At 68.1% G+C, this 17,885-nt stretch carries 19 protein-coding genes; 6 read left to right on the forward strand and 13 right to left on the reverse strand.

Features of this window, described 5'->3' with window-relative positions:
- The first annotated feature begins 15 nt into the window (after nucleotides 1–15).
- Complete coding sequence (locus ABIB51_RS15265; RefSeq protein WP_354189452.1) at nucleotides 16–561, forward strand: YceI family protein; 546 nt, start codon at nucleotides 16–18, stop codon at nucleotides 559–561.
- Here the strand turns inward: ABIB51_RS15265 and ABIB51_RS15270 are convergent.
- Both ABIB51_RS15270 and ABIB51_RS15275 read right to left on the reverse strand, forming a co-directional pair.
- Nucleotides 558–968, reverse strand: coding sequence for a hypothetical protein (locus ABIB51_RS15270; RefSeq protein ID WP_354189454.1), 411 nt, complete (start codon nucleotides 966–968; stop codon nucleotides 558–560). The genes ABIB51_RS15265 and ABIB51_RS15270 overlap by 4 nt on opposite strands.
- A 22-nt stretch (nucleotides 969–990) precedes the next feature.
- Nucleotides 991–1,149, reverse strand: coding sequence for a hypothetical protein (locus tag ABIB51_RS15275; RefSeq protein ID WP_354189455.1), 159 nt, complete (start codon nucleotides 1,147–1,149; stop codon nucleotides 991–993).
- 133 nt (nucleotides 1,150–1,282) lie between these two features.
- On the opposite strand from ABIB51_RS15275, the gene ABIB51_RS15280 reads away from it, so the two are divergent.
- Together ABIB51_RS15280 and ABIB51_RS15285 are read left to right on the forward strand one after the other, a co-directional pair.
- Nucleotides 1,283–1,696: a YccF domain-containing protein gene (locus tag ABIB51_RS15280; protein WP_354189457.1), complete on the forward strand. Its 414-nt coding sequence runs from the start codon at nucleotides 1,283–1,285 to the stop codon at nucleotides 1,694–1,696.
- A 36-nt stretch (nucleotides 1,697–1,732) separates the two neighbouring features.
- Nucleotides 1,733–2,251: an SRPBCC family protein gene (locus tag ABIB51_RS15285; RefSeq protein WP_354189459.1), complete on the forward strand. Its 519-nt coding sequence runs from the start codon at nucleotides 1,733–1,735 to the stop codon at nucleotides 2,249–2,251.
- Here the strand turns inward: ABIB51_RS15285 and ABIB51_RS15290 are convergent.
- The 10 genes from ABIB51_RS15290 to ABIB51_RS15335 all read right to left on the reverse strand — a co-directional run bounded on the left by ABIB51_RS15290 (nucleotide 2,230) and on the right by ABIB51_RS15335 (nucleotide 12,392).
- Nucleotides 2,230–2,550, reverse strand: coding sequence for a hypothetical protein (locus tag ABIB51_RS15290; RefSeq protein WP_354189461.1), 321 nt, complete (start codon nucleotides 2,548–2,550; stop codon nucleotides 2,230–2,232). The two genes, ABIB51_RS15285 and ABIB51_RS15290, sit on opposite strands and share 22 nt — an antisense overlap.
- Entirely contained in the window at nucleotides 2,547–3,416 is an 870-nt protein-coding gene (locus tag ABIB51_RS15295) for a DUF4031 domain-containing protein (RefSeq protein WP_354189463.1), read from the reverse strand. Before ABIB51_RS15295 ends, ABIB51_RS15290 begins: the two co-directional genes overlap by 4 nt.
- A 9-nt stretch (nucleotides 3,417–3,425) precedes the next feature.
- On the reverse strand, nucleotides 3,426–4,631 hold the full coding sequence (locus ABIB51_RS15300; protein WP_354189465.1) for an AI-2E family transporter: 1,206 nt from the start codon (nucleotides 4,629–4,631) through the stop codon (nucleotides 3,426–3,428).
- 87 nt (nucleotides 4,632–4,718) lie between these two features.
- Nucleotides 4,719–6,050: an FAD-binding oxidoreductase gene (locus ABIB51_RS15305; protein WP_354189467.1), complete on the reverse strand. Its 1,332-nt coding sequence runs from the start codon at nucleotides 6,048–6,050 to the stop codon at nucleotides 4,719–4,721.
- 136 nt (nucleotides 6,051–6,186) lie between these two features.
- Entirely contained in the window at nucleotides 6,187–6,678 is a 492-nt protein-coding gene (locus ABIB51_RS15310; RefSeq protein ID WP_354189468.1) for a carboxymuconolactone decarboxylase family protein, read from the reverse strand.
- A 460-nt stretch (nucleotides 6,679–7,138) separates the two neighbouring features.
- On the reverse strand, nucleotides 7,139–8,128 hold the full coding sequence (locus ABIB51_RS15315) for a glycerate kinase (protein ID WP_354189470.1): 990 nt from the start codon (nucleotides 8,126–8,128) through the stop codon (nucleotides 7,139–7,141).
- Between the two features lie 4 nt (nucleotides 8,129–8,132).
- Nucleotides 8,133–9,065: a 3,5-dioxohexanoate:acetyl-CoA acetone transferase gene (gene kce, locus ABIB51_RS15320; protein ID WP_354189472.1), complete on the reverse strand. Its 933-nt coding sequence runs from the start codon at nucleotides 9,063–9,065 to the stop codon at nucleotides 8,133–8,135.
- A gap of 20 nt (nucleotides 9,066–9,085) precedes the next feature.
- On the reverse strand, nucleotides 9,086–9,850 hold the full coding sequence (locus ABIB51_RS15325) for an SDR family oxidoreductase (protein ID WP_354189474.1): 765 nt from the start codon (nucleotides 9,848–9,850) through the stop codon (nucleotides 9,086–9,088).
- 47 nt (nucleotides 9,851–9,897) lie between these two features.
- Nucleotides 9,898–11,217, reverse strand: coding sequence for an MFS transporter (locus ABIB51_RS15330; RefSeq protein ID WP_354189476.1), 1,320 nt, complete (start codon nucleotides 11,215–11,217; stop codon nucleotides 9,898–9,900).
- Between the two features lie 116 nt (nucleotides 11,218–11,333).
- A complete protein-coding gene (locus ABIB51_RS15335; RefSeq protein WP_354189478.1) occupies nucleotides 11,334–12,392 on the reverse strand; it encodes a LacI family DNA-binding transcriptional regulator in 1,059 nt (352 codons plus the stop codon).
- Between the two features lie 250 nt (nucleotides 12,393–12,642).
- On the opposite strand from ABIB51_RS15335, the gene clpB reads away from it, so the two are divergent.
- Complete coding sequence (gene clpB, locus ABIB51_RS15340; protein ID WP_354189480.1) at nucleotides 12,643–15,312, forward strand: ATP-dependent chaperone ClpB; 2,670 nt, start codon at nucleotides 12,643–12,645, stop codon at nucleotides 15,310–15,312.
- An 83-nt stretch (nucleotides 15,313–15,395) separates the two neighbouring features.
- Here the strand turns inward: clpB and ABIB51_RS15345 are convergent, their stop codons facing one another.
- Nucleotides 15,396–16,268 (reverse strand): septum formation family protein, encoded by an 873-nt coding sequence (locus ABIB51_RS15345; RefSeq protein WP_354189482.1) that lies wholly within the window; start codon nucleotides 16,266–16,268, stop codon nucleotides 15,396–15,398.
- Between the two features lie 288 nt (nucleotides 16,269–16,556).
- Here ABIB51_RS15345 and ABIB51_RS15350 point away from each other — a divergent pair, with 288 nt between their 5' ends.
- The gene (locus ABIB51_RS15350) at nucleotides 16,557–16,790 is read left to right on the forward strand and encodes a DUF3073 domain-containing protein (protein WP_354189555.1); all 234 of its coding nucleotides are present in this window, start codon (nucleotides 16,557–16,559) and stop codon (nucleotides 16,788–16,790) included.
- Between the two features lie 172 nt (nucleotides 16,791–16,962).
- Nucleotides 16,963–17,745: a VOC family protein gene (locus tag ABIB51_RS15355; RefSeq protein WP_354189484.1), complete on the forward strand. Its 783-nt coding sequence runs from the start codon at nucleotides 16,963–16,965 to the stop codon at nucleotides 17,743–17,745.
- Nucleotides 17,746–17,885: the final 140 nt, after the last annotated feature.

Below are 17,885 nucleotides of genomic sequence, written 5' to 3' on the forward strand. Positions count from 1 at the left end.
TCGAAGGAGACCATTGTGACTCTGCCCGAAGGATTGACCCCCGGCGTCTGGACGCTGGAGATGTCCCACAGCGAGATCGGATTCAGCGTCCGCCATGCAGGCATCAGTAAGGTCCGCGGCCGGTTCAACGAGGCGTCTGCCGAGGCCAGGGTGCGGGAATCCCTCGCGGATGCCAGCCTGCACGCCAGCGTCAAGACGGCCAGCTTTGATTCCGGCGACGCCAATCGCGACGCCCACGTCCGCGGCCCCGACTTCTTCGACGTCGAGAAGTTTCCGGAGATGACGTTCCGGGCCACCGCCATCAGGGGCGACGGCGAGGATTACGTCCTCACCGGCGACCTCACGATCCGCGATGTCACCAAGGCCGTGGACCTCGAAGTCGAGTTCACCGGCGTCGCGGTGGATCCGTTCGGTGCCACCCGGGCAGGCTTCAGCGCCGAGGCGGATATTCGCCGCAAGGAATTCGGGCTCACCTGGAATGCCGCCCTCGAGGCCGGCGGACTGCTGGTCAGTGACAAGGTCAAGATCAATGTCGAGGCGGCGTTGGTGAAGCAGGGCTAACCGGACGACCCGTCGAGGAAGATCAGCACGAAACCCAGGGCCGTGGACACCGCCCCGACCCCGGTGAGGATCCAGCCGAGGACCCAGGCCGCGTTCTCTGGTTTGGGCGGTGCCAGCCCCCACCGGGAGGGGTGGCACACGTCGAAGTAGAGCACGGCGTCGGCCCCGTCCTCCAGCCCTTGCGATTCTGCGGCCGGCAGGAGGGAGCGGTGGTCGGCGTTCTGGTGGTCCGTCCACGCGTAGCCCTTGAATCCTCCGGCGCTGAACACCCGGGCCGTGGTTTCGGTCCATTGACAGCGCCTCCGGAGGGCGATCCAGCCCCAGGCCAGCAGCGGCAGGCCCAGGACGAAGCCCACCCAGGTCATGACTTCCAGAATGGCGCCCATGGCGCCCCCGACCGTGGTCATCCGACGGACCGGACCCGCGGCATCAGCGAGTGGAGCGCGCGCGGCGCAGGAAGAACGCGACGCCTGCGGCCACCAGGACCAGGACCCCGATGTAGAGCAGGAATTGCACGGCTTTCACGGCAAGGCCGACTGCAAGCAGAACGACGGCGACGACCAGGGCAAGCTTCAGGAGTGCAGGCATTGTTCAAGTATTGTGCGGATCCCCGGGTTCGCAAAGCCGCGGGCTTCCGCCGGGGCACGGTGCAGGCCAATTCAGGGGTGGTTCAGGGCCTACCCCTAGGCCGGATGGGCATCGGACGGGAGACAATAGAGCCATGAAGACTTTGCTCAACATCATCTGGCTGCTCTTCGGCGGGCTGTGGCTTGCGATCGGTTACTTCGTGGCCGGGATTATCTGCTGCCTGCTCGTCGTCACGATTCCCTGGGGGCTCGCGTCCTTCCGGATTGCCTCCTACGCGCTCTGGCCCTTCGGCCGCACCGTGGTGGACCGCCCCGGCGGCGCCGGCCTGTTTTCGCTGCTTGGCAACGTTATCTGGCTGCTCGTCGCCGGCATCTGGATCGCCGTCGGGCATGTGGTGACAGCGTTCGCCATGGCCATCACCATCATCGGCATCCCGCTGGCCATCGCCAACCTCAAGCTCATCCCGGTGTCCCTCATGCCGCTGGGCAAACAGATCGTCCCGAGCGACGGGCCCTTTGCGACGGTCTACAGCAAGGCCGGCCGGTAGTCCGACGCCGGCAGTCCGACAAGGAGGAAGATCCCAATGTCTGAACGTGCCACCTTTCCAGCGGGATCGCCGGGATATGAAGAATCCGGGTCCGCGGCGCTGACGGATGACCTCATGCTGGTCATCACCCGGGAATTCCAGGTCCCGATCGCCAAAGTGTGGTCGGCATTGACGGATCCGGACCAGGCTCCTGCCTGGTGGGGGCCGCGCGGCTTCCACGTCCCGCGCGAGACCGTCGACGCGGATCTGGAAATCGGCGGCCTCTACCGCGCCTGCATGATCCAGGAGAACACCGGGCAGGAGCACTGGTGGAGCGGTGTCCACACGGACATCGAACCGCCGAACCTGTTCGTCTTCACCCATGCCTGGGATAAACGTGACGGCACACGGGGCTTCGAAACAGAGGTGACCTTCCAGCTGGAGGAGATCGATGGCAGCACCCGGATGACATTCATGCAGGGCCCTTTCGACACCCTGGAGAACCGCGACAGCAACGGTGTCGGCTGGCGGGAGTCGTTCGACCGTCTCGCCGATCACCTGCGGCCGAGGGGCTGACGGCCGGAATGCCGGCGGTTACGCGCGCGTGAACGCGCCGTCCGCGAGGACCGCGACGGCGGCACTGGCGGAACCAGCCCGGCCAGCGCATGCGAGATTGCGGAGCCGTTGGGTGAGGGGAGCACCACCCTGCCCAGTTCCGGTGTCCGGCGCAGGCTCGCCGATGACAGGCTGGGCCCGTCGCCGCCCCGCTGTCCGGCCAGCAGGGCGCCCTGCGCCCGGGCGAACCGGCCGCCGAGCCCCCATTCGAAACGCACGGTGTACGGAAGCTGCCGGCCCGCGTCCGGGGCACTGCTCATCCGAGTTCGCCCTGCAGGTTGCGGTGCGCGGCCTCCAGCCAGAGGCCGCTGGCCCGCCTCGTGTGGAAGAGCGGATCGAGTTCGAGGAGCTGGCGTACGACGGCGGCGCGGCCGGCGGCGAAGTCGGCGTCGCCGATGTGCGCGAAATCCTGCCGGACGGCGGCCAGGTAGCGGGCGTAGGCCGCCGGTTCCCCGCCGAGGACGGACAGGTCAGCGTCGCTGAGCAGGGCGCCGGCGTCGTCTCCGGGTTCCGGGCAGTGGTCCGCCGTCATCCGCACCAGGCGGGCCACCTCCTCCACCTCGGCGTCGGGCAGCCCCGCGTGCCGGAGCCGGTCCTCCGCCAGCCGGGCCGATTCCTCCTCGTCCTGGCCGGCGATCCCGCGGTAGACGGCGTCATGGAACCAGGCGGCCATCAGTACGGTGCGGGGCGGCGCGGCCGGTTCCGTCAGCAGGTCGAGTGCCTCCAGGACGGCCAGGAGATGGGTGCGGCCGTGGTACCGGCGGTGCTCCTCGCCCCAGCGGTCCAGGAGGTCCAGGAAGAGCGCGTCGTGGTCCGGGAGGACGTCGTTCCAGCGGTTGAGCAGCGGGATCTTGAGCGATCCGTTGCGTCGCCGGGCCGGGATCCGCAGGCCGCTGGCGATCAGCTGGCGGACCAGCACGCGCCCCTCCACGGGGATGGCTCCGGCCGCGACGAGGGCGTCGTACCGCTCCTTGGCGACGTCGTAGTGGTCGCCGTCGAAGGCCCGTTCCGAGATGCCGGCCGCGGCCGCGAAGGCGTGCAGTTCCTCGAGCGAGGTGTCCGAGACCAGGTGTGAGAAGTGGGTTCCGTGGGCAGGCCAGAGCGGCGGATCAAGGTAGACGGCCATGGGGGAAGTCTAGTGCGGTTGGCTGTCGCCGGCCTCGGAGTCGGCGCTCTCCTGCACCTGCTCCTCCGCCTGAGTCCGGGCGCGTCGGGGCTTGGAGCGCACGCCCTGGCCTTTTTCGTTCAGCCGGGTCTCATGCTCGGCCTCGGCGATGGCCGCGGGAGTGATGCTGTCCCCGGAATTCCAGGCTTTGATCGCGGCCCAGCCGACGGCCACGAGCGGCACGGACAGGATCGCCCCGATGATGCCGGCCAGGATGGTGCCGGCGGTGAGGGCCAGCAGGATGACGAGGGCGTGCACGCTGAGGGCCTGGCCCATGACCACCGGCTGCAGGAAGTTCCCCTCCAGCTGGTTGACGACGATCACCACGATGATGACGATCAGCGCGGTGACCGGCCCGTTGGCCACGAGGGCAACAAGGGCGGCGAGGACACCGGCCAGGGTTGCGCCGATCAGCGGGATGAAAGCGCCGATGAAGACAATTGCCGCCAGCGGCAGCGCAAGCGGGACGCCCAGGACTACGAGGGCCAGGCCGATGAAGAACGAATCGACCAGGGCCACAACGGCGGTTCCGCGCACGTAGCCGCCGAGCACGTTAAGGCTCCGCTCGCCGACGCGGCGGGCCTTCACCAGGTTCTTGCCCTTGAACGCGCGCAGCAAGAACGCCCAGATGCTTTCGCCGTCCTTCAGGAAGAAGAACAGGATCACCGCCATCAGCAGGGCGCCGGTGATGAAGTTGCCCGCGGCGCTGAGGCCGGAAATGGCACCCGCGCCGACGGTGCTGCTCGTGGCGAAGTCGACGACGGCGTCGCGCGCCTGCTGGATCTGCTGGTCATCGACCGGGATGGGCCCCGTGCGGATGAGGGCGTAGACCCGGTCGACGCCATCCGTGGCCTTGCTGGCCAGCTCGTCCGCCTGGCTCATGACGGCGAAGACGATGCCGGTGATCACGCCGCCGAACGCAAGCAGGAGCCCCAGGAAGGACGCCGTGGTGGCGAGAGTGCCGGGCCAGCCCCTGCGGCGGAGCCAGTGCACAAACGGGGCAATCGCGGCGGCGAGGATCAGCGCCAGAACCGCCGGGATCACGACGAGCCGGACCTGGATCAGGGCGACGACCACCACCACCGCCAGGACCAGCAGCAGGAGGACCTGGGCGGTCCTGATGCTGGCGCGGCCCAGGCTGTCGCTCCAGGGGGTTGTCTGTTCCGGACTGCCCATGCTGTGTTGTCTCCCGTGGTTGAATGCGTAGTGGCTATAGGTGTTGCCTATAAACCGTCTCACAGACCGGGATATTCACGGGGAGCTTCAGGTGGCGGGCAGGATGTTCTGGTTGCCGCGGAACGTGTTGTCCGGATCGAACTGCCGCTTCACCTGCGCCAGCCGGTTGTAGTTTTCGTCGCCGTAGGCCGCGCGGATCCGGGCTTGTCCTTCGTCGCCGATGAAGTTCAGCCACACGCCGCCGGTCGCGTAGGGGGAGATGTCCCGGCGGAACTGTTTGACCCAGGCTTTCGCCTCCTGCCCGCCCTTCGGATCGTCGCCCAGACCGAAAGGGTGGCTCACCCAGCTGGCGCCCCGGTTCAACAGCGGGGTGGCCGCGGCGGCCGGGCCTCCCACAGCCCCGCCCCAATGGGCTATCAGCTGCTGGGAACTCGGTCCCGGCAGGCACCGCGCGGAGTCGATGATGATGTCCAACGCATCGTCGGAGAGTTCGTCGTGATAGTCGGCGCTCCAGTAGTTGTACTTTCCCGGCGGGTCATCGAGGGAGCACTGGAAGTCTGCGTAGCCTGTGTCCTCCACCAGGTCCACGACGGGGCCGAGCTCCCGGTAGGCCTTGGCGTGCTCCTTGCCTTCCTCGGCGTCCCCGGCGAACACGTACACCACATACACCGCCATCTTGCCCACCAGGTCCGGGGGCACAAAGGGTTCCGCCGGTGCCGTCGCGTACACGAGCGTGGCTGACACTTCGTTGGGAGCCGCAAGGGCCAGCTTCCGGTAGCCGCGGCTGAGTTCCGTGGCCGCGTCCCCGGGCCACATCAGCAGACCGGCATGGACTTTTGGCCCGAGCTGGTGCAGGCCGAAGGTGAAGGACGTGGCGACGCCGAAGTTCCCGCCGCCTCCGTGCAGGGCCCAGAAGAGTTCCGGATTCTCCTGGGCGCTCGCCGTCACCTGCTCACCGGCGGCCGTGACCAGGTCCACGGAGATGAGGTCGTCACAGGCGAAGCCGAAGGCGCGCTCGAGCCAGCCGGAACCGCCCCCGAGCGTGAAGCCGGCGAGGCCGGTCGTCGAGACCCGCCCGCCGGTGATGGCGAGGCCGTGTTCCTGGGTGGCGCGGTCAAACTCCCCGCAGGTGAGGCCGGCACCTACCGTGGCGGTGCGGGCCTCCGGGTCCACCCGGGCGGATTTCATCGGACGCACGTCGACCACCAGGCCGCCGTCGTTCAAGGACATGCCGGCCACGGAATGGCCGCCGGCGCGGACCGCCACGGCAAGGTTGTTGTCCCTGGCGTACTTCAGGGCCTCAGCGACGTCGGCCGGGGTGCCGCACTGCGCGATGACCGCCGGGCGGCGGTCGATCATGGCGTTGAACAGGGTCCGTGCATCGTCATAGTCGGGGCTGTCAGGCTTCATCCACTTCATGGCCGTGCTCCTAGCCGACCGCGGCTCTACCCCTCCCAAATCGTACGACCGATGCGTCCGGTGGGGCCACCGCGGGGTGGAACCTTGGGTCAGGGACGGTGACGCCTACGCGCGGGGCGGGGCGGGCGGCGGGGAGCTAGCCCCGGGCAGCGCGGACCGGGTGCTGGCTGACGATGGAGACCCGGTTGAACGCGTTCATGGTGATGACGAGCCAGCTGACGGCCGAGAATTCCTGGGCCGTCAGGTGCCTGCGGGCGGCTGAGCCTTCGCGCTCGCGGGCGTGGGTATCGGAGATGTTGGTGACGGCCTCTGTCAAGGTCAGTGCGGCGCGTTCCTTGTCCGTGAAGAGTGTCGTTTCACGCCAGGCGGGCAGCACAGCCAGGCGCTGTGCCGTTTCGCCGTTCTTGAGCGCGTCGCCGACATGGAGGTCCAGGCAGTACGCGCAGCCGTTGATCTGGGAAATCCGGACGTTCAGCAGTTCGATCAGGGTCTGGTCCAGGCCGGCCTCCTCGGCGGCTTCCTTGGCTTTCAGTCCCAGTCCGTTGAGCGCCCGCCAGGCCGCGGGATGTTCCTTGTCGAGGAACACGCTGCGGGTCGTCGGGTGCTGCGGTGCCGCTGTCTCATCCATGGCTCCAGATTACCCGTGAGTTTCCGGATCACAACGCGTGACAAACTTGTCATATATGTGACAAGCTTTACAGGCGGAAGATCCTCGATCCGGTGATCGGCTCCTTGGGGGAGCCGACCGCCGGATCGCTATTTAATGGACCCCCGTCCCCTCGGCCAGGGGGACATGCCCATTCTTGCGGCCTGATTCCGGGGGACATGTCCAGTCCTGGGCCTGGGCAGTGCGCGTATTGGGATTGTGTCCGGCGGCCGGGGCTAGGAGGGCACATGTCCAGTGGTGCGGGGTAGCCGGTGCACGGCCAGGGGGCCAGCAGAGGGCATGTCCATTCTTCCGAGCTCATCCCGGGGGGACATGTCCAGTCCTCGGCCCGGGGAATGCGCATATGGGGATTATGTCCAATGGCGCGGGTTAGCGGGGGGCATGTCCGGTGGTGCGGGGTGGGTATGCCCAATGGCAGGGGTCAGCGGGGGGCATGTCCAGTGGTGCGGACCAGCTGCGCACCTGCGGCCGCCATCGCCGCCGCGTCGCTGGCAATCATGACGCGGGCAAAGCGCTCGACGTAGTCGCCCAGGTCTGCGTGCACCGAACCCACGACGGCGTACACCGGTTTCGAGCCGGAGCGGGCGAGGATGCCGGCGATGATCTTGCCCTGGCCGGTCTGCGAATCCAGCCGGCCCTCACCGACCACCACGGCCGTGCAGGCCTTGACCCGCGCCTCGAACTCCAGCAGATCCAGCACATAGTCGGCGCCGGACACCAGCCTGGCCCCGTAGCGCGCCCACATCCCGCCCGAGAACCCGCCCGCCGCGCCGGTCCGGTCCAGCGGGCGGGGGTCGCGGCCGTAATCGGCGGCAAATTTCCCGGCCTGCAGCTCGAGCCGCCGGGTCAGGGCCGCAACCGTGTCCGGGCCGGCCCCCTTCTGCGGACCGAACACCCGGGCGGCGTCGTTAAAGCGGGTGGTGACGTCGCTGAGGATCACAACTTCCGCGCCGCCGAGTCCGCCGCGCTCCTCGATCGCCGCGATGGCGCCGGCACCGCCGTCGGTCGTGGCGGATCCGCCGGCCGCGACAAGCAACCGGCGGGCACCGAGCCGGACGGCCTCCGCCATGAGGACCCCGGTCCCGTAGGTGCTGGCGGCCACCGGATCCCGGTCCGCGGAGGTCGGCAGGTTGAGTCCGCTGGCGAAGGCAAGCTCGACGACGGCGGTCCCGTCGTCGGTCAGCGCGATGGCGGCGTCCACCGCGTCGCCCCACGGGCCCACAGTGCTGATCCGCACCGGCCGGGCGTCCAGGCCCCGGACCAGGACCTCGAAGGTTCCCTCGCCGCCGTCGGCCACGGGCAGTTCGACGGCGGTGCCGCCGGCCGAGCGGATCCCGGCGGCAATGTGCGCCGAGACCTGGGGTGCGGTGAAGGTCCCTTTGAAGCTGTCCGGGGCCACGAGGATGCTCATGCGCTCAGAAGCCGACCTTGTCGCGGCCCTTGAGCTGTAGCATCTGGCGGGCCTCATCCGGGGTGGCGATCTCGAAGTTAAGGGCTTCCAGGATGGTGCGGATCCGGGTGACCTGCTCCGCGTTGGAGGTGGCCAGCTGGCCGGGGCCGATCCAGAGGGAGTCCTCCAGGCCCACCCGGACGTGGGAGCCCATGGCCGCGCCGATCGTGGCCAGCGGCATCTGGTTCTTGCCTGCGCCCAGGATGGACCACTCGTAGTCCTCGCCCAGCAGCCGGTCCGCCGTGCGCCGCATGTGCATGAGGTCCTCCGGATGCGCGCCGATCCCGCCGAGCAGGCCGAAGACCGACTGCACGAACAGCGGACCCTTCGCGAGCCCGCGGGCGTGGAAGTGGGCCAGGTTGTTCAGGTGCGAGATGTCGTAGCACTCGAACTCGAAGCGGGTGCCGTTCTGGTTGCCGATGCCAAGGATGGTTTCGATGTCCTGGAACGTGTTCTTGAAGACCAGGTCGCGGCTCTTCTCGAGCCCCTCCCGCTCCCAGTCGTGGCCGAACTCGGTGAAGCGCTCGAGCATCGGGTACAGCCCGAAGTTCATCGAACCCATGTTGAGGGAGGCAAGTTCCGGCTTGAACAACGCCGCAGGCTGCATCCGCTCCTCGACGCTCATGTGCGGCGAGCCGCCGGTGGTGATGTTGATGACGGCGTCGGTATTGCGCTTGAGCTTGTCCAGGATCGGGGCGAAGTGCTCCGGGTTCTGGGAGGGCCGGCCGTCCCGGGGATCGCGGGCGTGCATGTGCACAATCGCGGCTCCGGCCTCGGCAGCGCCGATGGCGGCGTCGGCGATCTCGTCCGGAGAGACCGGGAGGTACGGGGACATGGAGGGGGTGTGGATGGCGCCGGTGACGGCGCTGGTGATGATGACTTTGCGTGCAGCAGCCATGGGGGTCGCTCCTTGGGGGATCAGTAGAGTTTTTCGGTGTTGCCGTCGACGGCGAGGGCCTGGCCGTTGACGTTGCGGGCGAGGTCGCTCGCGGCGAAGGCGGCCATGTTGGCGATGTCCTCCGCCTCGATCAGCCGTCCCAGCGATGACTGGTTGAGGTAGAGCTCGGAGACCTGGTCCGCTGGCAGGCCGAGCATTTCGGCCTTGGCGTTGATGACCGCGTCGATCCGAGGGCCGTTGACCGCGCCGGGGCAGATGGCGTTGACCCGGATCCGGTCCGGGCCAAGTTCGATCGCGAGGGTCTTGGTCAGCCCGACGACAGCCCACTTCGACGCCGAATAGGCGCTGCGTCCGGCCATGCCCAGCCGGCCGGCGGCCGAGGAGAGGTTGACGATGGACGCGTCCCGGCCCTCCCGCAGCATCGGAAGTGCGTGCTTGATGCAGAAGAACTGCCCGTGGATGTTGACGTCGAAGGTCGCCTTCCAGGCCGCCGTGTCCAGCGTCTCGACGGGGCCGGTGGGCCCGGCGATGCCGGCATTGTTGACGAGGATGTCCAGGCCGCCCAGCTCCTCCCGGACCGTGGCCATGAGGGCGCGGACCTGCTCTTCGTCGGAGACGTCGCTGACCGCGGCGGCGAGGCCGTTGACGCGGGCCTTTTCGACGGCGTCCGGATCAATGTCCGTGACGAAGACGGTGGCGCCGAGTTCCTGGAATCTATTGGCGATGGCCAGTCCGATGCCGTTGGCTCCGGCGGTGACCAGGACTCTTTTTGAGCTGAAATCCATGAGTTTTCCTAGCGGTGGTGGTGCGGTGGTGGTCAGTGCGGGCCGTGTCAGTGCGCGGCCGGGACGCCTACGGGCTTCTCGGCACCCCGCTTGAGCAACAGCGACAGGAGCGCGCCGATGGTGCACATGCCGACGATGAACCAGAGGCCGGAGAGCTTGGAGCCGGTGACGTCCTGCATCAGACCCATGACGTACGGGCCGAGGAAGCCGCCGCAGAGACCGATGGTGTTGACGAACGCGATGCCGCCGGCGAGGGCCGCGCCGGTGAGCCGGGTGGCCGGGTAGGTGAAGAGGATCGGCTGCAGGGCGAAGAAATTGAACGCGGCGAGGCAGAAGCCGATCATGCCGAGCACCGGGCCGCCGACGGCGCCGAGGGCGAAGCCCGCGATGATGCCGATCATCGTTCCCGTGACGAGGAGCCGGGAGCGCCGGCCGTCGGTGGCGAAGCGGGGGACCAGCAGGGCGCCGGCGGCGGAGAAGATCCACGGGATGGCCGTCAGCAGGCCGATCTGCAGCGGGTTGAGCTTGCCGTAGGTGCCGATGATGGAGGGCAGGAAGTAGGAGAGCGCGTAGACGGCGATCTGGTGCGTGAAGTAGATGCCCACCACGAGGAGGATCTGCTTGTCCTTGAGCACGTCCCGGAGCCGGTGGTTGCCGGAGGCTTCCGCTCCGGCCTTCTCCTCGGCGGCGATGCGGGCCTCGAGGTCAGTGGCTTCCTCGGCGGTGAGGAAGGTGGCCTTGGTGGGGCGGTCCGGGAGTTTCTTCCAGACGACGTAGGCGAGTACGCACGCCGGCAGGCCTTCGATGATGAACATCCACTGCCAGCCGTGCAGGCCCGCGAAGCCGTCGAGGGTCAGCAGCAGTCCGCCGAGCGGGGCGCCGACGATGTTGGCGATGGAGACACCCAGCAGGAACATGCCGTTGGCCTTGGCGCGGTCCCTGACCACAAACCACTGCGTCAGGAAGTACATGACCCCCGGGAAGAGGCCGGCTTCGGCGACGCCGAGCAGCATCCGCATGATGTAGAAGGACCACTCACCCTGCACAAACGCCATGCAGGCGGAGATGATGCCCCAGGTGATCATGATCCGCATGATCCAGAAGCGGGCGCCCACCTTGTGCATGATCAGGTTGGAGGGGATCTCGGACAAAGCGTAGGTCAGGAAGAACAGCCCCGCCCCGATGCCAAAGGCGGTGGCGGAGAGGCCGAGATCGATCTCCAGCCGGTCCTTGGCCATACCGATGTTGGTCCTGTCCAGGAACGCCATGATGTAGGCGCCGATCAGGAGCGGCATGACTTTGCGGAGAATCACCCCGTTGATTTCCTGCGGTGTGCGCATCTTCGTTGGTGCGGATACAACTGACATGGTCTTCGTCCTTGAATTGGTGGTCAGGGTTGATGGTCAGGAACAGTGGGCAGCCCGGTGGCCGGGCAGCCCCGTAGAAGCCAGGCTCGCTGGCCAAAGCAGGGGGTCGGGTGTGGCTAGCCGGCGGGCGGCGTGCAGCCGCAGGTCCGCCCGATATGCAGGCGGTGCCGGCACACCTTGGTGCTGTAGGTGCTGGACGGGACTTCGATGCGTTTGAGCAGCATAGTGAAGGCCTCGTGGGCCATTTCCTGCTGCGGCTGGACAATGCTGGTGAGGTTGATCAGCCCCGAGCGGCTGTGCGGCAGGCCGTCGCAGCCTGCGACGGCCACGTCCTCCGGGATCCGCAAGCCCTTGGACAGCGCGTGCTCCATCACCCCTATGGCCAGCTCGTCGCTGCCGCACACTACGGCCTGCGGCGGGGTGCCGGCCGAGAAAAGCCGTTCGGCGGCCAGCCGGCCGCCCTCGTTGTTGACCCGGGTGCTGATCTTGCGGTCGCCGCCGATGGTCACGCCGACCGCGGCCGCGGTGCGGACAAAGGCCTGTTCGCGTGCCAGCGACGCGGTGGAGAACCGCGGGCCGATCACGGTGGCGATCTCGGTGAAGCCGTGGCCCAGCATGTGCCGCATCAGCAGGGTCGCAGCGGCGTCGTCGTCGATTCCGACGAAGTCCGAGTCGAGGAAGTCCGCCCGGCGGGAGAGGCAGACGTACGGAATCCGCGCCGCCCTGAGCGTGCGCAGGGCGGTGGCGTCGTCCCGGAGCGACGCGGCCAGGATGATCCCGTCCACGTTGCGGTGCGCGAGCGTCGTGGTGACCTGGGCGAGAACGGCGGGATCGTCCTGGGTGGTGGCGACGAACACCTCGTAGCCTGACTCGGCTGCGGCGGAAATGACGCCCTGGGCCCAGCGCGGGAACATCGGGTTGATGATGTTCGGCAGGATCAGGCCGATCACACGGGTCCGCTGCATGTCGGCGGACTGTGAGGACTTACGGGGCCTGAAGCCCAGCTCGTTCGCCACGTGGATGATGTGGCGCCGGGTCTCGGGCGAGACGCCGCCCTTGCCGTTGAGCACATAGGACACTGCCGCCGCGGAAACCCCTGCGGCCCGGGCCACAGCCGCAGCCGACACCGGCGAAACGGGGCGGGCTGCGGCAATGCTCATGGCTTCCTTGCGCATTTCCGTCCCTCCTTGGCCGTGGTTTCTGTCCGCTGTGACCTCAGTTACATTAGGGAAGCGTCCAAACATTAAGCAACGTTAAGTATCCCTTCCGCGGCAGAGGGGCGGCAGAGGGGCGGCGGCGGCCGGTGGCGCCCTGCCCTGGACAGCAGTTTCGCCGTGGGCAAACATGGACCCAGAGGGGTCAAAGGCAGAGTTGAGCCGGGTAGACTCAACTTTGACACCGACACCGTTCCGGAAGGAGCTCTCTTTGGACGCCAAATTCACCACCAAGAGCCAGGAGGCTCTTTCGGCAGCAGCCATGAACGCCTCGACGGCAGGGAACCCGCAGCTCGAACCGGCGCACCTGCTCAAGGCGCTCATGGACCAGCGGGAGGGCGTCGCCGTCGCACTCCTCCGCGCCACCGGCACCGACCCGGACGCCGTCAGCGTCCAGGCGAGCAGCGCCATCAAGGCGCTCCCGGCCACTTCCGGCGCTTCCGTGCAGCAGGCCCAGCTCTCCCGGACCGCCATGCAGGCCATCAAGAACGCCCAGACCGAGGCTGAACGGCTCGGGGACTCCTTCGTCTCCACCGAGCACCTGCTGCTCGGTCTCGCCGCCGGGAACGATCCGGTCGGCAAGCTCCTGCGCGACGCCGGGGCCTCCCACGAGGCGCTGCTCGCCGCCCTGCGCGGCGTCCGCGGCGACCGCAAAGTGGACAACGCGGATCCGGAAAACACCTTCGAAGCCCTGGAGAAGTTCGGCACCGACCTCACCGCGATCGCCCGCTCCGGCAAACTGGACCCCGTGATCGGCCGCGACGCGGAAATCCGCCGCATTATCCAGGTCCTGAGCCGGCGCACCAAGAACAACCCCGTGATCATCGGCGAGCCCGGCGTCGGCAAGACCGCCGTCGTCGAGGGTCTGGCCCAGCGGATCGTCGCCGGCGACGTCCCGGAGAGCCTGCGCGGCAAGACCCTGATCGCCCTCGACCTGGCATCCATGGTGGCCGGGGCCAAGTACCGCGGCGAATTCGAGGAACGGCTCAAGGCCGTGCTGCAGGAGATCAAGAACTCCGACGGGCAGATTGTCACCTTCATCGATGAGATCCACACCGTGGTGGGCGCCGGCGCCACCGGGGACAGCTCCATGGATGCGGGCAACATGCTCAAACCGATGCTGGCCCGCGGTGAACTCCGCCTGATCGGTGCCACCACCCTGGACGAGTACCGCGAGAACATCGAAAAGGACCCCGCCCTCGAGCGCCGCTTCCAGCAGGTCTACGTCGGCGAGCCGAGCGTGGAGGACACCATCGGCATCCTGCGCGGCCTCAAGGAGCGCTACGAGGCGCACCACAAGGTCGCCATCGCGGACTCGGCCCTCGTGGCCGCGGCCACGCTGTCCAACCGCTACATCACCGGCCGGCAGCTGCCGGACAAGGCGATCGACCTCGTGGATGAGGCCGCGTCCCGGCTGCGGATGGAAATCGATTCCGCGCCCGAGGAAATCGACCAGCTGCGCCGTGCGGTGGACCGACTCACCATGGAGGAGCTGGCCCTCGCCGGCGAGGCGGATGCCGCCTCGAGGGAACGCCTCGCGGCCCTGCGCAAGGACATGGCGGACAAGAAGGAAGAGCTCGCGGCCCTCAACACCCGGTGGGAATCCGAGAAGGCCGGCCTCAACCATGTCGGCGACCTCAAGGCCCGGATCGACGAGCTGCGCTCCGCAGCCGAAAAGTACCAGCGCGAGGGCGACCTCGAGGCCGCCTCCCGGATTCTTTACGGCGAGCTTCCGGCCCTCGAGCGGGAACTGAACGCCGCCGCCGAGGCCGAGACCGCCCGGGTGGCCGACGGCGGCGCCAAGCAGGAATTGATGGTGGCCGACGAAGTCACCGCCGACGACATCGCCGAAGTCATCTCCGCCTGGACCGGCATCCCCGCCGGGCGCATGCTGCAGGGCGAAAGCCAGAAGCTGCTGCATATGGAGGAGGAGCTCGGCAGGCGCCTGATCGGCCAGCACAAGGCCGTCACCGCCGTGTCCGACGCCGTGCGCCGCGCCCGCGCCGGCATCAGCGACCCCAACCGGCCCACCGGTTCCTTCCTGTTCCTGGGCCCCACCGGCGTCGGGAAGACCGAGCTCGCCAAGGCCCTCGCGGACTTCCTGTTCGACGACGAGCGCGCCATGGTCCGGATCGACATGTCCGAGTACTCGGAGAAGCACTCCGTGGCGCGGCTGGTCGGGGCACCTCCGGGCTACGTCGGCTACGAGGAGGGCGGCCAGCTGACCGAGGCCGTCCGGCGCCGCCCGTTCTCCGTGCTGCTGCTGGACGAGGTGGAGAAAGCCCACCCGGAGGTCTTCGACATCCTGCTGCAGGTGCTCGACGACGGACGGCTCACCGACGGGCAGGGCCGCACCGTGGACTTCCGCAACGTGATCCTGGTGCTCACCTCGAACCTGGGCAGCCAGTTCCTCGTGGACCCCGGCCTGGACGCCGCCGCCAAACGCCAAGCCGTGATGGCCACCGTGCATGCCTCGTTCAAGCCCGAGTTCCTGAACCGGCTGGACGAAGTGGTGCTTTTCGACCCGCTCAACGTCGAGGAGCTCTCCCGGATCGTGGAGCTGCAGGTCAAGGAACTGGCCGACCGGCTCAAGGGCCGCCGGCTGAACCTGGAAGTCACCGAGGGCGCCCGGTCCTGGCTCGCCGTGACCGGGTTCGACCCGGCCTACGGTGCCCGTCCGTTGCGCCGGCTGGTGCAGCGCGAGATCGGCGACCGGCTGGCCAAGGCCATCCTGGCCGGCGAGATCACGGACGGCGACACGGTTCTGGTCGACACTGCACCGGACCTGATGGAGCTCACCATGGGCGGCGCGGAACAGTCGGAATGGCCCGACGGCGGTGCCGCCACGGGCAGCGGGCTGTCGGTCCGCCGCAAGGAATAGGCGCTACGCCCCGCCCGGGCGCCCCGACAGGGGCGCCCGGGGCGGACCAGCCCGCACCTGGACAGGGCTCAGCCCGGCAGGTCTCAGGGGCGCAGGGAATCCATGATGACGTTCCCGGCGTTGGCGATCACGTAGCAGTCCACGCGGCGGTCGCCCTTCTCCCAGCTGGAGGCACTCGGGTATGCCAGCTTGTAGCTCAGGTCGTAACTGCCGGACTTCTCGGCCAGCGGCGCCGACTTGCAGGCGCTCCGGGCGCGCTGCTTCAGCGGATCCCGGCCCGGGTAGGCGTCAGCCTTGTCGTAGCGCGCGATCGCGACGAGCTGGGCGGAGTGGCCGCTGGTGCAGTCCACCACAGTGGACTGCGGCGCATCCGGGTCAAAATCCTTGAAGCAGTCGTTGAGCTGGAAATCCAGGGGGCTGACGTCTTCCAGCGGGAGCGCTCCGCGGCTGGGAGACGCGGACGAGGAGGCGGCGGCCGGGGCGAGCGAGCCTTCCGCGGCCGGCTTGGGCCCGGCGAGTGTCGAGGGCAGCAGCCAGACCAGGAGCCCGACGACGACGACGAGCGCCACCACGGCTGCGCCGATCCGCGGCAGGCTCTGGCGCCGGGCCCAGGGGCCGAGCAAGGCTGCATTCGCGGAGAACTGCCTGGCGGCGCTTGTGGCCAGGCTCCCGGCCGTCTTCCGGAGGCCCGGAAAGGCGGAGGACGTCCGGGTGTGGTCCCCGCTGACAGGGGGCACGGAGGGTCGGACGGGCGATGCGGGGGTGGCGGGCGGCTCCGGCTGGCGGGTGGCAGCAGCGGACGAGGCGGGCGGCACAACCGGAATTCCCGACGTCGGCGGCGTAGATGGCTTGGGCGGCATGGAAGGAACCGTGGAGGTGGACGGATCGCCCGGACCGTCCGCAGGGGGGACTCCGGGCGTGCCGGCGTCGCCGTGCCTTGCGTTCTCTTCGGTCACTGAGACTTCACCACTTTCGTGCATCTTTGCCGCGGCGGGACGCCCGGCCTTGTGGCCCGTTTCTGGAACTCCACTCCGAAACTCTATCGAAGAAGCCGGCCGGGCGGCGTGTCGGGGTCCGCCGGCGGGACCGCCTTCGGGGCCGCACTGTCCACAGCAGCCGGACTGGCGAGCAGTTGCCGCCGAAAGCATGTAATCTAGGTGTACGACAAATTGACCAAACATTCCGGGGCCTCACTAACGCCAATGGTGACCACCTCCGGTCCGAGTACAAAAGGGGGTCACGCCATGGGGCGCGGCCGTCAAAAGGCAAAAGCTACCAAGCAGGCTCGGGATATTAAGTACTATTCCCCGAACACTGACTACTCTGCGCTTCAGCGTGAGCTCAAAAGCACCGAGGGTCGAGCACCGAGCCATTTCTCGAGTGAGCCGGTTGAACCGGATTATTCGGCTTATGTGGATAAGTACGCGGACGATGTGGACGAAGACGACGACGAGGTAGATTCCCGTCGTATAGGTTAGTCGCCACTTCTTTCCGGCATGCCCCTCTACACTGGGGTACCGGCCATTGATTACCAGGCCCGTCGGCCGCACCCTTCTGGGGTGTGGCCGGCGGGCCTTTTCCTTTCCGGGCCGGCGTGCTTCCATCGAATGACGCCCGGCACCACTCCGCAAAAGCATCGGAAGGCTATCCATGACGAAGCGCACAGGGTTCAGTGAAGGCGAGGTCTGCTGGACGGACCTTCAGACCAACGATGTCGAGGCTGCGAAGTCCTTCTACTCGGACGTGTTCGGCTGGCGCTATGAGGATCTGCCGACCCCCGACGGACGCAGCTACGCCCGGGCGTTCCTTGGCGACGGGCTCGTCACCGTCATCGCCCCGCAGAACCCCCTGCAGGAAGCCGCAGGCGCCTCCGGCCAGTGGAATGTGTACTTCGCCACCGAAGACGCCCGTGAACTCGCTGACGGCCTGGCCCACGCCGGCGGGACCCTCGAATTCGGCCCGGAGGCCGTGGGAGAGACCGGCGTCATGGTCTTCTTTGCCCCGCCCGGCGGCGGCACCACCGGCGCCTGGCAGGCGGGGAAGCACGCTGGCACGGCCCGGACCGAGGAGCCCGGCGCGCTGGCCTGGGCCGAGCTGCTCACGCCCGAGCCGCAGTCCGCCGTCGGGTTCTTCCAGCAGGTCTTCGGGCACGAGGTCACCGAATACCCGCAGTACGACGGCGGCACCTACACCACGCTTATGGCGGACGGCACGGAGGTGGCAGGCATCGCAACGGTGCCGGCTGATGCCGAGAGCACGCTCACGCCCGGCTGGCAGGTGTACTTCGGCGTCTCCAGCGTGGCGGACGCCGTGACGGCGGCGGTCGCCGCGGGCGGCGTCGTGCTGATCGAACCGGACGAGGTCGAGGAAGCCGGCACCATCGCCACACTCCAGGACCCGCAGGGCGGAGTGTTCAGCATCCTTGAGGTCTAGGGGAGCCGCCTAAACACATCGAGCGCTCCCCACCGGCCCCCGCCTCGCAAGCTCGGCCAGGGAACCCTGCCGGCGTGGGCCCACTGCCGTTTTCAGGTCTCAAAACGGCGGTTACGGAGCACCCGATGTCGGGTCAGTCG

The organism is Arthrobacter sp. UYCu712 (assembly GCF_040547005.1).
Classification (GTDB): domain Bacteria; phylum Actinomycetota; class Actinomycetes; order Actinomycetales; family Micrococcaceae; genus Arthrobacter.